Here is a 15893-nt window from a genome sequence, read left to right as displayed (position 1 = left end):
TTCATGTCTAATATCTGGAACATTAATTTCTCTTTCAGCATCATCAATATCTTTAATCTTTAATATTTGGGGGTTACCATTATCATTTAGAATAGAATTTTTACTTTCATATCTTTGAGCACCTGGTATCTCTACATATTTGTAGTCTTTTTGATCTAATACAAATTCTTGGAAATCGCTAGAAGCTCCTTTAATAGAAGCACTAATTACATATCCATTTCTTTGTGCTCGAATTCTACTAATGTTTTCTCCACTCATCATCCCTTTATCACCTACAATAATAATATTTCTAAGATCAAGATTTAATCTAGTTTCTCCCATCATAGGTATTAATGTTTTACAATCATTAGTATTGCCTGGGAATAATTGATAATTTACAGGTATTCCTTGATCATCCATAAATAATCCCATTTGAACTATTGGATTAGGTCTATGCTCTTTAGATACACCTTTACGTCTAAATTCATCATTATCATTTACTTCAAAGTAATAATTTGTTACATCATAAAATAATAAAGTTGTATCTCTATTATATTTTTCAATAATCTTTTTATTTAAATGAACAAACAAATCATCTTTCCAGGAAATTAAATTATCCATAAATCTATATATATTTTGTGCTGAAAAATCCATCTTTTCAAAGAATTTACCTCTATTACTGTAAGCTGATAATTTTGAGCCTGGGAAAAGAATTCTTGAATAAACTAATAATTTTAGTATTGCATTAGCATTGTACTGAGAATTATTACTTCTATTTCTATTATTAACAAATTGATCTAATTCTAATTGATGATAGATAACAGAGAGAGCAGCAGCACCTAAGCTTTTTCTATTGGTTGCAATATCATCCTTTTTTAAAGCATCTAATTCTTCAAAAACAGAAATTTCAATAGTTGTTTTTTTATTCTTATCTTTAGCTTGTTGAGACTTTAATTTATATTCCTCTTTAAAATGGGCAATGGGATCATCATATAGGTGATTATAATCTTCAGCATAACCCAATCTTTTAATAATTCTTTGTTTAACCTTACCGTTTTCTCTATAAGATTCTCTAACAATCATTAAATGTTTGCCACTTTTTTTCTCAGGAAGAATACTTACATACATAACAAGCCTCTCAAATGTTAATTTATTACACTTTACATTCTACTATATTCTATAAAACTTGTCAACGTTCACAACGCCTACAAATATATGTAAATGATTTATTTTAAAAAAATAGAAGTTTAATACCTAACTTCTTATTTATCGTTATTTATATGCTGTACTTGAGGTGCTTTGATATTTAACTAACTGTCAAACTCCGGTGAATAATATTAGAAAAGAAGAATTATTCATTTAGTATTTAAATTATTTTGTTTATTTATGCCCCTATTTTTATTGTAGTATAATATGTAGGATGGTATAATTTTCTTATAAAATAACAAAATTGTATTTATTTGTGAGGCCTTATTTTGTATGAGAATAAAAGAGACTATAATTTATTTCCACTAGCTATTTCAGTAGCTAAAGTTGATATGAATAAAATAGTGCATCAAATTGTCTCTGAGCAATTTTGTAAAGAGTTTAATTTAAATGAAAAAGATGCCATTAATAAATTAAACAATGAGAATAATAAATATCTTTTTTCTACAGATGAGTTTTGGATAAATGAAAAAGAATCTCAATTAATTAATAATATTATAAATGAATTTAATATTATTGTTAGATACATCAATAAAGAAAATGGTTCTATAAATTTAATTAATATATCTGCAAAGAAACATGATGAAAATGAAATAATTTATTCATATTCAAATATCTCTAAAAGTATTTTTCAAGATGAAGATTTTTCTTCATTAATGCAAAAGCAGCAATTAATGATTGCAGATAATAGTACAAATTCTGTTGCAATATTAGCAAAAAAAGATTTATCAATTGTTTATTTAAATAAAGTTGCGAGAAAAGTTTTTAAAGATATAGATTTATCAAAAAACAAAATTACCTGTCATCAGTATTTTAGAAATACAAATAAAATATGTAAAGGTTGTCCTATAATAAATGATAATAATGAAAATGAATTTGAAGTTGAAAAATTAGGTACCAAAAATATATATAAAATTAAAATGTCAAATGTATATTGGGAAAATAAAGAAGCCTATATTGTTTATATTACCGATATTACAGAATATAAGAAAGATCAACATTTGTTTGAATTATACAAATCATTAATTGAATATAAACAAAATTCGAAAGTAGATATAGGCTCTTTATTTTGCTTTGATGTTGAAAGCAAAAAAATTGAATTTTATTATTTAAATTCTACAGAAATAGATTTTAAGAATAAAACCTTTGATGAAATAATTGAGTTTTATTATCCATATATTTATGGAGAAGAAAATAGAAAGAAGTTTAAAGCTTTTTTCAATTTTGAAAATATCCTTTCTGATTTTAACTTTAATAAAACGGCTAGTATAGAATATCAACAAAAGATAAATAATAATATCCAGCATTTTAGATCTACATACCATTTTTTAGTAGATCCAACAACTGATAAGACATTGTTAATCATAAATGTATATGATATTACAAATAGGCTTGAGCTTGAAAAAATGCTTAACGCTATAGTTTCATATCAAAATGAAATTGTTACCCGTCAAGATATGAGTACAAAAGAAATGATTGTTTTTGCAAGGAAGGAAAATTTCTTAGAATTCCCTATTGGCTTTTCTAGATATTCGTTTAAAGGTTTTGAAGATCATGTTCATAAGAGAATGAAGGTAATTAGTACATCAGGAGATAAGAGATTAACAAAATGTATTGATAGAGAGATTCTTGTAAAGAATGAGGCTTATTCAACAACTTATGAATTAGATATTAATGGTGAAATTCGATATAAAAGAAGTTTAGGTTTTAGAGATGACGAAAATAGTTTATTTACTGTAATTTATGATGTAACTGATTTATCAAAAGAAGAAAAAGAAAAAAACGAAAAACTTAGAGAAATCAATAAACAGTATGCTAAAGCTAAACAAGAAGCTGTGAAAGCTAATAAGAGTAAATCAGATTTCTTATCAAGAATGAGTCATGATATGAGAACACCTTTAGGTGCAATAATCAGCCTATCCTCTTTTGGAAAAGAAGAATGTAAAGATTCTTATTTTAATAATTTCTACAAACTAATTAATGAAAATGGTCAGTATTTATTATCATTGGTAAACGATATTTTAGATTTTCAAAAAATAGAAAATGATTCTATAGAATTGAATAAAAAAGTAAATATGTTTGGAAATACGGCAAAGTCTGTAGAAAGTATTATAAGACCTAAAGCTAATGATAAAAATATAGAATTTACTTTTACTAAAGAACAAAAAATAAGTAATCAGTATGTTTTACTCGATGAAAAAAGAATGAAGCAACTATTAATTAACATATTAACTAATTCCGTAAAATATACTCACCCTGGTGGTAAAATAGAATGGACAATGTTAATTAAGGAAGATGAATTCAATAATCCAGTGGTAGTTCATACAATAAAAGATAATGGTGTCGGAATGAGCAAAAAGTTCCAAGAGCATATGTATGAACCTTTTTTTAAAGAATATAATCCTTTATCTGATGTTGAAGGTGGTACTGGTTTAGGTCTTGCTATCTCTAAGAGATTAGTAGATTCAATGAATGGCACTATTGAATGTAATTCAGATATAAATCAAGGAACGACTTTTATTATTACTATTCCAAGAGAAATTCCAACAAAAGCAGAAATACAAAAATATTTAGATGATAATAATTATTCTATTCAAGATGTAGATTTTAAAGGTAAAAAAATTCTTATTTGTGAAGATATATTAATTAATCAAATTATAGTAAAGAAAATTCTTGAAGACAAAAATGCTGTTGTTTTTGTAGCAAAAAATGGCTATGAAGGATTAAAGTTAATGAAGAAAGTTAATTTCAATGCTGTGTTATTGGATATCAGAATGCCTATATTAAATGGTATCGAAACAGCTAAAGAAATTAGAAAAAAAGATAAAAAAATTCCAATTATTGCATTAAGTGCAAATGCTTTTTCTGATGATATAAATCGTAGTATTTCAGCCGGAATGGATGCTCATATAGCTAAACCAATAAAAAAAGAAGAATTATATTTCTTATTGACAAAATTGCTGTAATAATCGATATTTATTTATAAGTAAAAATTAGTATAGAATATTTATAAATATATAAATAATATATAAATATAGGTAAACAAACGGCTTTTTTTTGTATAAAAAAATACAGTTTTATCTATAGTTACAATAGGTTTAAAAAGCTTATAATTTTGTTGTTTTATATGTCGAATATGGTATAATAATTTTCAACGGAGATTGTATGAAAAATGTTATAAAAAAAGAATTAAATGAGAAAGATATAATTCTTTTATATGAAACAGTTAGGATTGCTCATGAAGCTGTTGAAAGAGGTTGTCATCCTTTTGGAGCTTTGTTAGCAGATAAAGATGGTAATATATTAATTGAAAAAGGAAATAGTAAGGATTTAAGTCCTTGTTTACACGCTGAAACTCAAGTAATGATAGAAGCCGGCAAAAAATATAGTCCTGAATTCTTAGAATCATGTAGTTTGTATACTAACTTTGAACCATGTGTAATGTGTACGGGTGCAGTATATTGGACAAATGTTGGAAGAATTGTGTTTGGATTAACTGAAGAGCAGTTATTAGAATGCACAAGTAATCATAGTGAAAACCCAACTTTTAATTTACCATGTGACAATGTATTAGAACATGGTCAAAGGAAAATGATCGTATGTGGGCCAACTAATGATGAAAAACTTAAAGAAGCAATATTAAGAGATCATATAAATTTTTGGAATTAGAAAGGGATACCCTTTTTTAAAAATAGTTTTATTTTATAGAGGAGAGAAATATGAAAAAGACTTTATTAATTAGTTTAGTTTTAGTTGCTTTATCAGCACCTTTATTTGCTCAAGGTGGTAGTGAAGAAGCTAGTGCTAAAGAAGATGATGGAAAAGTAAAAGTTGCATTAATAGTAGAAAATACTGTTGATGATAAAGGTTGGTGTCAAGCAATGCATGATGGTATTCTTGGTGCTCAAGAAGAACTTCCTGGTGTTATTGAATATAATTACAGTGAAAAAATGAAACCTGTTGATGCAGGTTCTGCAGCAAGACAATATGTTGCTGATGGTTATGATATTATCATTGGTCATGGTGCACAATATAAGAACTTGATTTTAGAAATGGCAGATGAATATCCAGATGTTACTTTTGCTTTTGGAACAAGTGCTGAAGTTGGTCCTGATAATGTTGTTACATATATGCCAGAAAGTGAAGAAACAGGTTTCTTATCAGGTATTATTGCAGCTTCAGTATCTAACAAACAAGTTTTAGGTGTTGTTGGACCAGTTGATGGTGGTGACTCAGCTCGTTATAACAGAGGTTTTGTATTAGGTGCAAAGAGTGTTAACCCTGATGTAAAAGTTATGGTAGCTCATACAGGTTCTTTCTCAGACTATATTAAAGCTGGTCAAGTAGCTCAATCACAAATTAAAGCAGGTGTTGATGTATTAACAGGTTCATCACAACAAGCTTTAGGAGCTTTAAGAGCAACAGCTGATTTCCCTAATGATGAAATTTGGTGGGTCGGTCAAGATTTAGCTCAATTAGGTATGGAAGAAGGTCAAATGAAATGTTTAGCTGCATCATCTTATGATTATGCTCCAGTAATTATTTCTTTAGTTAAAAACGTTCAAAATGATGTTAAGGGTGGATACTGTGTACCAATGAACTTTGCTAATGGTGGATTTATCTTTGGATTTAATGAAGCTTTAGAAGATGTTTATGGTGCTGAAGTAAAAGCTACAGTTGAAGCAAAAATTTCTGAATTTGTAAATAATTCTAACTCAGTTGATTGGAAGAGTGTAGATTATTCACAATTATAAAATTTTAATAGTGATAGAGCATCTATTATCATAGGTGCTCTTTTTTCTAAGGTGTATTATGAATAAAATTACTAGCCTTCGAATGGAAAATATTACTAAGACTTTCCCCGGTATGAAAGCCTTAGATAAAGTTACAATCGAAGTTAAAGAAGGTGAAATTTTTGCTCTAGTTGGTGAAAACGGAGCTGGTAAAACAACATTGATGAATGTTTTAATGGGACTTTATCAATGTGATGATGGTTGTATAATTTTAAATGGGCAAAAGGTATGCTTTACATCTCCTAATGATTCATTTGAATGTGGGATTGGTATGGTTCATCAAAGATACATGCTTGTTCCAAACTTAACAGTTAAGGAAAATATTGCTTTAGGGATGAAGCAAGCTTGGAAATCTACAAAGATTGATATGGATTTAGTTGTTAATAAGATTAAAGAAATTGGTGATAAATATGAACTAGTTGTTGATCCTGAAGCATATATTTGGCAATTATCTGTTGGTGAGCAACAGAAGGTTGAATTAGTTAAAACTTTATGTTTAGGCGCTAAATTTTTAATTCTTGATGAACCAACAAGTGCATTAACTCCACAAGAAATTGATGAGTTAATTGCTTTATTAAAAACAATGAATAAGAAACTTCCGATGATATTTATATCTCATAAATTAAAGGAAGTTAAAGAGTTATCTCATAAAGTAGCTATCTTAAGACATGGTCAAATAGTATTTTATGGTAATACAGATGAATACAGTTCATCTGATATTGCAGCATTAATGACTGGTCATGAAGTAAAGATGCCAGAAAATAATGAAGAACAAAATTTTGGAGATTATGCTCTAGAGTTAAATAACGTTGATGTAAAAAGTATTAGAGGTTATTTAGCTTTAAATGACTTAAATTTAAAAATTAGAGCTGGAGAAATAATGGGACTTGCTGGTGTTTCTGGTAATGGCCAATTAGAATTAGCTCAAATTATAAATGGATTAAGAAAAGTAGATAAAGGTGAAATATTATTCTTCAATAATAATATTGAAAACTTACCTCCTGTTGATATAATTGAACAAGGTATGGGTTATATTCCTGAAGATAGAAATACTGAAGGTATTGTTCCTTCTTTTTCAATCAAAGAAAATTTGATATTAAAAGATATTGAAACTGATAAATTTTCAAAACATAAAATTATTAATAATAAATCTATTAATGATAATGCTGAAACTCTTAGAGAACAATTTGATATTCGTTGTGTTAATACTTCAATAAGTGCAGGTGCTCTATCTGGTGGTAATATTCAAAAAGTTATTCTTGCAAGAGAAATTGCTCGTAAACCTAAATTTTTAATAGCCGTTTATCCTACTCGTGGATTGGATATGGGTGCAGCAGAATTTATTCACTCTAAATTATTAGAAATGAGAAGAAATGGTGTTGGTATATTATTAATTAGTGAAGAGTTAGATGAAATTATTAATCTTTCAGATAATATTGCAGTAATTTTTAAAGGACATATCCAAAAAGTTCTTCCAGCTAAAACAGCAACAAGAAGAGAATTAGGTATGTTAATGGCAGGAGTAAGCAATGACTAGACAATTTAAAATTTTATATAAAACTTCAATTATATTAATTGCAATTCTTGCTACTTTTTTAATAGGTTCAATTATCTTAATTACAATAAATGCAAATGTTTTTCAAACATATTTTGTTATATTAACAGAACCATTAAAGAATAAGATTCAATTAACTGAAGTAATAATTAGAGCTATTCCTTTATCCATAATTGCATTAGGTATTACTGTTGCTTATAGATCTGGAACAATCAACATTGGTGCTGAAGGACAAATGGCTATTGGTATTTTAACAGCAACAGCTGCAGCTTTAACTCTTTATAATATTCCAAAACCTTTAAATATCTTTCTTATTATAATTGCTGGTATGTTGGGAGGAGCTTTATGGGGCTTTATTCCAGGTATATTAAAAGCAAAGTTAAAAGTTAGTGAATTGTTATCAACTGTTATGTTAAATTATATAGCTGCACAATTTTATACTTTCTTTTTAAGAGGACCAATGATCGACCCTGCTGAGTTAACTATGGGTAGTGGAACTCCTCAATCAATGAGATTAGAAAAATCAGTATGGTTAACTAGGTTAATTAGAGGAACAAGATTACATTCAGGTATATTTCTTGTAATTGTTTTAGCTATTTTAATTTATATCTTATTATGGAAAACTTCTTTTGGTTATAAATTAAGAGCTGCTGGTGCAAGTGCTAAAGCTGCAAAATACGGTGGTATAAAAGTAGCATTCTTTGTAACAATTTCTATGGTAATTTCAGGTGCATTTGCAGGTATTGCAGGAAGTGTTGAAATATTAGGTGTTCATCATAGAGCAATTGAAGGTGTAACAAGTGGGTATGGGTTCTCTGGTTTGGTAGTAGCATTATTTGGTGGATTACATCCAGCTGGAATATTACCTGCTTCATTCTTCTTTGGAGTATTATTAGTTGGAGCTGACATGACACAAAGAATTGTTGGTGTTCCTGCAAATATGGTTCAAGTATTAGAAGGTATCATTATTTTAGTTATTGTAGCTGCTCAACAAGTTATGAATGATAAATATTTAATGGATAAAATATGGAAAAAATTCCAAAATAAGGAGGCTAAATAATGGATTTTGTAGTAAATATATTAGCCTTAGGGATCCCATTTAGTGTTGCACTATTAGTTGCAAGTATCGGTGAAATGTTTAACCAAAGATCAGGTATATTTAACCTTGGTTGTGAAGGTATTATGGCTATGGGCGCTTTTGTAGGTATGTTAGTACCATATTTAGCTGGTCATGGTGGTGCAACTTCTTCAATATATAATGTTTTAGGAATTCTAGCTGGTATTGGTATTGGTGCTCTTTTAGGTCTTGTTTTTGGTGTTGTTGTTATCACATTTAAAGCTAAACAAGGTATAGCAGGTATTGGTATGCAAATGTTTTGTGTAGGAGCTGCTGGTACATTGTTTAGACATTTTGTTGGGGGTACACAAAGTATTCCAGGAATTGGTAATTTAGATATACCTTTTTTATCAAATCTTCCAATTGTAGGACCAATCTTATTTTCCCATAATTTATTAGTTTATATAGCATTTCTTTTAGTACCATTATCAGTATATGTGTTATTTAAAACTCCTTGGGGCTTAAGAGTTAGAGCTGTTGGGACATACCCTAGAGCTGCAGATAGTTTGGGAATAAATGTAAATAGAGTAAGATTCCAAGCATTAGCTGTTGGTGGTGCATTAGCAGGTTTAGCAGGAGCTTATTTATCGCTTTGTCAAGCTAAGATGTTCAGTGATGAAATGATAGCTGGTAGAGGATTTATTGCTGTTGCATTAGTTTATTTTGGTCACTGGGATCCAATTAAAATAATGTGGGGAGCTTTATTGTTCTCATTAGCACAAAGTTTTCAATTGGCATTACAAGGGCAAGGAATTAACTTCCCATATGAATTTGCAGTTATGCTACCATATGTATTAGTAATATTAACTTTAGCTTTTTCTAGAGATAAGAAGAAACAACAACCTTCTGCTTTAGGTGTTGCTTTTGATAGAGAAAAACGAACTTAGTTAAGCAATAAATTATAAAGGGTCAATTGTACAATAGTATAGTTGGCCTTTTATTATTTTACTTAATGATCTTGAATATATATTAATATAAGAATACGGTGAAATTATGGCAAAAAATAAGTATCTATCAAATAATGTTGTATCTTTAAATGACATATTAGCATTGAGAGATAATCGTCAACAATTAATAAACGATTTAATTAAAGAATACAATAAAACAATAATTATATTGTCATTAAACATTGTAGGCCCTATAAAAGTCTTTAATTTATCAATAAAGACATTTTATGAAGGTAACTCTTTAATTTTAGATAAACTTAATTTATGTAATTGTGAAATATTATATCATCATATAAATAAAAGTAATTGTGGATATGAAGGATATTATGTTTTAGATGTTGATCATAAATTTATAAAAAAACAGCTATCAGAAATTGAAGATACTTCTTCTTTGGGAAGATTGTTTGATATTGATGTAATTAGTAATAATGGTTTAAAAATATCACGTGAAGATTTAAATTTAGAAGGTAGAAAGTGTATTTTATGTGATAATCCAGTCTTTCTTTGTAGTCGTAGTAGAAATCATAGTGTGACTGAATTAATTGATAAAGAAATTGAAATAATGATATCTTATTTTGCTGAAAAAATGGCAAATGATTTATCTCAGTTAGCAATGAACTGTTTAATATTAGAAGTAAAAACAACGCCTAAACCTGGATTAGTTGATTTAAATAATAATGGTTCACATAAAGATATGGATATTAATCTTTTTATAAATAGTGCGAAAGTTTTAAAACCTTTTTTTTATGATTTTTTTAAACTGGGATTTGAAAATAAATCAACTAATATAAATCAATTATTACCACAATTAAGAAAGTTAGGTATTGAAGCAGAAAAAGCTATGATTAATGAAACAAAAGGTATAAATACACATAAAGGTTCCATTTTTATATATTCATTAATTTTATGTTCACTTGGTTGGCTATATTCAAAAAGTAATTATTCTAAGCAAATACTAATTCAAACTATTAAAGATTTATCTAAAGACTTTATTGATGATTTTAAGTTAATTAAGGATAAAGATATTTTATCTAATGGAGAGAAAATATTTTTACAATATGGAATACTAGGAGTGAGAGGTGAAGCAATTAATGGTTTTGAAGTAGTTTTAGATAAATTATCTAATAAATATAATTCTTATATTAGTAGCGGCTATTCTATAAATGATAGTGGTTGTTTTGTGTTGCTAGATATTATTTTAGAAATAAATGATACTAATATTATTTCTAGATCTAATTATAATGTTTTACTAGAAATAAAAACTAAAATTAAACAAATGAGCAAAATAGATGGACGAAAAAAGTTAGATTTTATTACTCAATTAGATAAAGAATTTATAGAAAAGAATATAAGTGCTGGAGGAAGTGCAGACCTATTAGCATTAATCTATTTTATATATTACTTTGAATCTAAATTTGTGAAGAATTTTGATCTAATAAATTCATAAGTTGAATTAGGAACAAAATTTTTAATCTCATTTATATTTTTTTCATCAATAAATTTTCTTACTGTACTTGCAGAAATTACAGTGTTATTTACTTCTTTTCTTTTTAGTATAATTAATTCTACAGGTGAATCTTTTAAATGATTGATTAGCTCTTGATTATAAGAGTTAGTTACTAAATCCTTTGGTTCTGTTCCTACGAATCTATATTTAATATTTAATGTTGGAGCAATTTTGTTTAGAAAAATATTTATATCTAGTTCACAATTTATACTAGTTGTTTGTATTGAGTCTTTTAAAAAATAAGTTGGAAAAGTTAAAGGGGATAATATATATTCTTTTGCTCTATGCAAAATAATATTTTGTATTTTCGAAAGTCCTTTTTTTACCAATTGAAATCTTTCTTCTTCTGTAAAATAGTCATTATTACCACTTAATATAAAAACATGAAGGAAATCACATTGTTTTGCTGCTTCTGTTATTAAGTATAAATGACCATTAGTAAATGGATTGCAATTAGCAATGATACAACCTATTTTATCGTTTTCTTTTATATCAAAGCTTTTGGTATTATTGATAATTTCTTTTAAGTAATTATTAAATCCATTTTTTTTGTTTTCCATTAATAAGATTTTATCGGTTTTTTCTATTGTATAAAAACCAAATTGTTTAAAAATTGTTTCATTTTTAACTTTTGTAAAAATAAAGAGTTTATCATATCCTGAGTTTATAGACTCATTTAATAAATTTGTCATTAAAGTTGAAGTTAAATTTTCATTTCTATGTGTATTATCAACAGCGACACATTTAATTATATTGTGATCTAATGAACCTGTTGCAATTACGTTATTAGCAGAATCTGAAATGATAATTGTATAAGTTATTTTATTATCATAAGTTATTCCATTTTTATCTAAAAATGAGATAAGTTTTTCTAAGTTAAAATTTTTAAAAGGTTTTCCTATTTTTATATTGTATGAATTATCCATAATTTAGTTATTATAATAGCACACATATATTATAAATTTAACAATTATTAGGAATATAATTAAAGATATTTGTCATTAATTAATAAAATTGTTTGAGAAATTAAAAAAAATATTTCATAATATTATTGGAGAGTTTAATTTTGAACAAAAGAATTAGAAAGATAACTATTATATTAATCATACTAATAATTGTAATTTCAACATTTACTAATATATGGGCAGATACTGAACATAAAGTATATAAATTTGGTGTATGGAATAATGCTAATACAGCGATCATTGGGGAAAATGGAAAGGTTTCAGGATTTGAACCTGATCTATTTAAAGAAATAGCTAATTATTTACCATATGAAACTGAGATTTTAGTATTTGACAATAAATTAGAGGCTTTAGAAGCTTTAAATAATTATGAAGTAGATGCTATAATGTCTTCTTTATTTACTGATGATATTGCACAAAAATATGAATATTCTGAAATAATGGTAAGACATGTAGATGCAGTATTAGTAAATTATCAAAGCGATTATACATATCAAGAATATGAATTAATGGAAGGTAAACAGATAGGGTATTTAGATAGAGGTGATACAATAAAACCTATTTTAGAGTATTTAGGAGAAAAGATTGTTAACCCTGTTTTTATTGCTTTTAATACAGTTCAAGAAATTCGTGATGCATTATATAATAGAGAAATTGATTTAGGTACTTTTGGAATTGGTGCACTAAAAGATGATTTAACTGTTTTAGATCGTTTTTATGCATTACCTACATATTATATAACAAGAAAAAATGAATCTTCAATTATTAATAATGCTTTATCACAATTTTTAAGCTCTTCAAGTGTTGAGTATTCATCTCTTTATTACGAATACTACCCAAGAGCCATTACAACTGAATTATCAAGAGATGAAATTGAATATATTAATTCTGATCCGAAAATAAAAGCGTGTACAATTAGAGACAAAAATGTCTTTTCTTCTCTATCAAATACAGGCGAAATTATAGGAATATTTCCAGATATTATTAAATCAATTAATGAAATATCTGGTTTAAATATTCAAATGCTAGTTACACCCAAAAATAAAACATTGCAAAGCATTGTCGAGAATAATGAATGTCAAGTTGCTATTGGTTTAGATAGTATAAGAATTGTTGGTGATGATAATAATTATATTTTTTGTAATTCTATAATGAAAATACCTATGGAATTAATTGTAAATAAAGGTGATATCTTATTAAAAGGAGAGACTAATAGAGTTGTATTAACAAGAGAAGGTTGTTTGTCTGATGTATTTGTTAAAGAGTATTATCCTAATTGGATAATAAAATATGAACCAAATATAGAAGAAAGATATGACATGTTATTAAAGGGTGATGTCGATTGTTTAATAGATACTAGTTATAGCTTTAATTATTTAAGTTCTAAAGAAAAAAATAAAAATTTAACAAGATATCCTACATCATTATTTGATTCAAATATCAATATAATAGTTCAAAAAGATAACGAAATCCTTGCTAATATTATTAATAAATCATTAGTTCGGTTAAAAAAAGAAAATCTTAATAACATAATTGAATATAATATTTCTAATATTACTTATAATATAACAATGTTTGATATTTTCTTAGCACATAGATTAGAATATTTAGGCATTTTTATAGTAATATTAGTATTCTTTTTTATAATTTATTATCTAGCTAATAAGCGTAAACGTGAAGAATTAGAGAAAACAAATCAAGATTTAATAAATGCTGAACAATCTGCAATTGAGGCTAATCAAGCTAAGAGTATTTTCTTAGCTAGAATGAGTCATGATATGAGAACACCTTTAGGTGCTGTAATTGCATTATCTAATTTTGGAATAAATGAAGAGAAAGATGAGAACTTAAAATCTTATTTTATTGATATTAATGATTCTTCTACTTATTTGCTTAGTCTAATTGATGATATTTTAGATAGCCAAAAATTACAAAGTAATTGTTTTGAATTTAATTATTCTATAGTTGATTATTGTAAAGTAGTAAAAAGAATAATTACAGTGATAGAAAATAAAATAGAAGAAAAGGATATTGATTTTAATATAACAAATAAGTGTAGAGATGTAGTGACAAGAATCTTTGCTGATGAAAAACGAATTTCACAGATTTATGTTAATATTTTAAATAATGCTATTAAATATACTCCTAAAGGAGGAAGCATTTATTGGGATAATTGGTATGAATTAGTAGCAAATAATAAGATTAGAATAATTTCAACAATTAGAGATACTGGTGTTGGAATGAGTCAAGAGTTTATAAAAAATAAACTATACTCTCCATTTTCTAAGGAAGTGAATACTCTTAGTAAAGATGAGGGTGGATCCGGGTTAGGATTAAATATTAGTAAAAACTTAATTGACCAAATGAATGGTGAAATAAATTGTGAAAGTGTTTTAGGTGAGGGGACAACCTTTACTATAAGTATTGAATATAAATTAGTAAACAATCATGTACAAAATGATAGAACTATTGATATTAATAATAGTGATGATTCTGTTTTTATTGATAAGAAAATGTTAGTTTGTGATGATACTGAAATAAATTTAAAAATAGCAAAGAAGATATTAGAGAAAAAAATGATAAATGTAGATATTGCTTATAATGGAGAAGACGCTGTTAATAAAGTTATGTCAAATAAATATGATGCAATCTTAATGGATATAAGAATGCCAATATTAGATGGAATTGAAGCTACTAAGAGAATAAGAAAATTTGATAAGAAAACACCTATTATTGCATTTAGTGCTAATGCCTATGCTGAAGATGAAGAAAAATCATTGAAAGCCGGAATGAATAATCATTTAGCTAAACCTATTGATACTAAAAAATTGTTTAATATTTTGTATAGTTATTTTTCAGAAAATGAAAGCTGATTTTTCTTATTAGATTTGTAGAATTCACCATAGAAAGTAAATCCAAGGATTAATAATCCACCTAATATTTGATTGGTATACATGGATTCTCTTAATACTAAAATTGATAAAAATATAGCAAATAGCGGTTCTAGATAACTAAAAGATACTATTTCTATTGCACTGAGTCTTTTATACATTTCGAAATAGATAATATAGGTAAACGCTGTATGTAAAACTATTAATATAATTAATAGTGAGATTTCTTTTGAATTAAGGTTAATAATATGCGTAAAAGAATTATTAAGCAATTGTGATGGTAGTAAGATAATTGTAGCACCTAAAAATTGAATTAATGTAATTGTAATTGAATCAATTTTTATGTTAAATGAATTAGCTTTTTTATTCATTATAACAATAATTGCATATATCATACCTGAGAATAATGCCCATGTTACTCCACTAGCAGATATTGAAGTTAAATCAATTTCATTATTAATTAATAATATTAAGCCTCCAAAGCAACCTAAAATTGTAATTATTTTTGTTACTGTTATTTTTTCATTCAATAAAAAATGAGATAGTATAATTACATAAACTGGACACATATTATAAATTAGAACAGCATTAGATATTGTAGTATATTCGTAAGCGTTGAACAGACCTGTCCAAGCACAGCCTATTAAAGCTCCTGAAAATAAATAATAAAGAAAAATCTTTTTAGGTATTTTAGATCTTTTATTATTTTTAATTTTTCTAAAAATAAAAAGAATAGGTATTGAAAAAAAAGCACGTGAAAATGCAAGTTCTATACCTGATAAATTTATATTTCGAGTAAACAAACCTAAACTGCCCCATAGAAGCATACAGAAACATAATAAAATACGATTTGTTGTTTTTGAATTATTCATTGAATTCCCTTTGGAAAAATATAATTTATTATTTAATAAATAGCAATAAATAATAATTTTA

Annotated in this window: 11 protein-coding genes; 8 read left to right on the top strand and 3 right to left on the bottom strand. The window is 26.5% G+C overall.

What is annotated here, in order from left to right; genetic code table 11:
- The coding region (locus tag ACPKM0_RS12455; RefSeq protein WP_472476413.1) for an IS1634 family transposase at window positions 1-1107 on the bottom strand (1107 nt) is incomplete at its 3' end.
- Window positions 1108-1454: 347 nt separating this feature from the next.
- On the opposite strand from ACPKM0_RS12455, the gene ACPKM0_RS12450 reads away from it, so the two are divergent.
- The 7 genes from ACPKM0_RS12450 (at window position 1455) to citG (ending at window position 11044) form a co-directional block, all read left to right on the top strand.
- On the top strand, window positions 1455-4151 hold the full coding sequence (locus ACPKM0_RS12450) for a response regulator (RefSeq protein WP_472476411.1): 2697 nt from the start codon (window positions 1455-1457) through the stop codon (window positions 4149-4151).
- A 199-nt stretch (window positions 4152-4350) separates the two neighbouring features.
- A complete protein-coding gene (locus tag ACPKM0_RS12445; protein ID WP_472476409.1) occupies window positions 4351-4854 on the top strand; it encodes a nucleoside deaminase in 504 nt (167 codons plus the stop codon).
- Window positions 4855-4904: 50 nt separating this feature from the next.
- Complete coding sequence (locus ACPKM0_RS12440; RefSeq protein WP_472476407.1) at window positions 4905-5939, top strand: BMP family ABC transporter substrate-binding protein; 1035 nt, start codon at window positions 4905-4907, stop codon at window positions 5937-5939.
- A 58-nt stretch (window positions 5940-5997) separates the two neighbouring features.
- Window positions 5998-7515 (top strand): ABC transporter ATP-binding protein, encoded by a 1518-nt coding sequence (locus ACPKM0_RS12435; RefSeq protein ID WP_472476405.1) that lies wholly within the window; start codon window positions 5998-6000, stop codon window positions 7513-7515.
- Complete coding sequence (locus ACPKM0_RS12430; protein WP_472476404.1) at window positions 7508-8593, top strand: ABC transporter permease; 1086 nt, start codon at window positions 7508-7510, stop codon at window positions 8591-8593. Before ACPKM0_RS12435 ends, ACPKM0_RS12430 begins: the two co-directional genes overlap by 8 nt.
- A complete protein-coding gene (locus ACPKM0_RS12425) occupies window positions 8593-9537 on the top strand; it encodes an ABC transporter permease (protein ID WP_472476402.1) in 945 nt (314 codons plus the stop codon). The genes ACPKM0_RS12430 and ACPKM0_RS12425 overlap by 1 nt, the downstream gene beginning before the upstream one ends.
- 106 nt (window positions 9538-9643) lie before the next feature.
- Entirely contained in the window at window positions 9644-11044 is a 1401-nt protein-coding gene (gene citG / locus ACPKM0_RS12420; protein ID WP_472476401.1) for a triphosphoribosyl-dephospho-CoA synthase CitG, read from the top strand.
- Here citG and citC read toward each other — a convergent pair.
- Window positions 10996-12030, bottom strand: coding sequence for a [citrate (pro-3S)-lyase] ligase (citC, locus tag ACPKM0_RS12415; RefSeq protein WP_472476399.1), 1035 nt, complete (start codon window positions 12028-12030; stop codon window positions 10996-10998). The two genes, citG and citC, sit on opposite strands and share 49 nt — an antisense overlap.
- 140 nt (window positions 12031-12170) lie before the next feature.
- On the opposite strand from citC, the gene ACPKM0_RS12410 reads away from it, so the two are divergent.
- A complete protein-coding gene (locus ACPKM0_RS12410; protein ID WP_472476397.1) occupies window positions 12171-14942 on the top strand; it encodes an ATP-binding response regulator in 2772 nt (923 codons plus the stop codon).
- Here the strand turns inward: ACPKM0_RS12410 and ACPKM0_RS12405 are convergent.
- Complete coding sequence (locus ACPKM0_RS12405; RefSeq protein WP_472476395.1) at window positions 14918-15832, bottom strand: DMT family transporter; 915 nt, start codon at window positions 15830-15832, stop codon at window positions 14918-14920. The two genes, ACPKM0_RS12410 and ACPKM0_RS12405, sit on opposite strands and share 25 nt — an antisense overlap.
- Window positions 15833-15893: the final 61 nt, after the last annotated feature.

The organism is Pleomorphochaeta sp. (assembly GCF_050031695.1).
Classification (GTDB): domain Bacteria; phylum Spirochaetota; class Spirochaetia; order Sphaerochaetales; family Sphaerochaetaceae; genus Pleomorphochaeta.
Note: the sequence above shows the minus strand (reverse complement) of the source record. Positions and strands in the feature narration are given on the sequence as shown.

Coding starts and splice junctions, on each gene's coding strand:
- ACPKM0_RS12435 (WP_472476405.1), top strand. CDS start 5,998: ATGAATAAAATTACTAGCCTTCGAATGGAAAATATTACTAAGACTTTC.
- citC (WP_472476399.1), bottom strand. CDS start 12,030: ATGGATAATTCATACAATATAAAAATAGGAAAACCTTTTAAAAATTTT.
- citG (WP_472476401.1), top strand. CDS start 9,644: ATGGCAAAAAATAAGTATCTATCAAATAATGTTGTATCTTTAAATGAC.
- ACPKM0_RS12430 (WP_472476404.1), top strand. CDS start 7,508: ATGACTAGACAATTTAAAATTTTATATAAAACTTCAATTATATTAATT.
- ACPKM0_RS12405 (WP_472476395.1), bottom strand. CDS start 15,832: ATGAATAATTCAAAAACAACAAATCGTATTTTATTATGTTTCTGTATG.
- ACPKM0_RS12445 (WP_472476409.1), top strand. CDS start 4,351: ATGAAAAATGTTATAAAAAAAGAATTAAATGAGAAAGATATAATTCTT.
- ACPKM0_RS12425 (WP_472476402.1), top strand. CDS start 8,593: ATGGATTTTGTAGTAAATATATTAGCCTTAGGGATCCCATTTAGTGTT.
- ACPKM0_RS12440 (WP_472476407.1), top strand. CDS start 4,905: ATGAAAAAGACTTTATTAATTAGTTTAGTTTTAGTTGCTTTATCAGCA.